Here is a 228-nt window from a genome sequence, read left to right as displayed (position 1 = left end):
CACGCGCTGGCCGCGGAGTGCTTCGCGGTCAGCGGCGGCAACCCGCTGCTGGCCACCGCTTTGGTGCAGGACACCAGGGCGGCGGGCGCGGGCGGGGTCGTCGCCGGGGCCGCCTACCGGCACGCGGTGCTCAGCTGCCTGCACTCCAGCGAGCCGCGGGCGCTCGAACTCGCCAGGGCGCTCGCCGTCCTCGGCGACGGCGAGCAGTCGCCGATCGCGCTGGCGGGC

1 protein-coding gene is annotated in these 228 nt (G+C 78.1%); it reads left to right on the top strand.

Annotated elements, in window-relative coordinates; translation table 11 throughout:
- Nucleotides 1–228: hypothetical protein (locus G3I65_RS56280; RefSeq protein ID WP_160704834.1), on the top strand; the 228-nt coding region annotated here is incomplete at both ends.

The organism is Amycolatopsis sp. SID8362 (assembly GCF_010550475.1).
Taxonomy (GTDB): domain Bacteria; phylum Actinomycetota; class Actinomycetes; order Mycobacteriales; family Pseudonocardiaceae; genus Amycolatopsis; species Amycolatopsis eburnea.
Note: the sequence above shows the minus strand (reverse complement) of the source record. Positions and strands in the feature narration are given on the sequence as shown.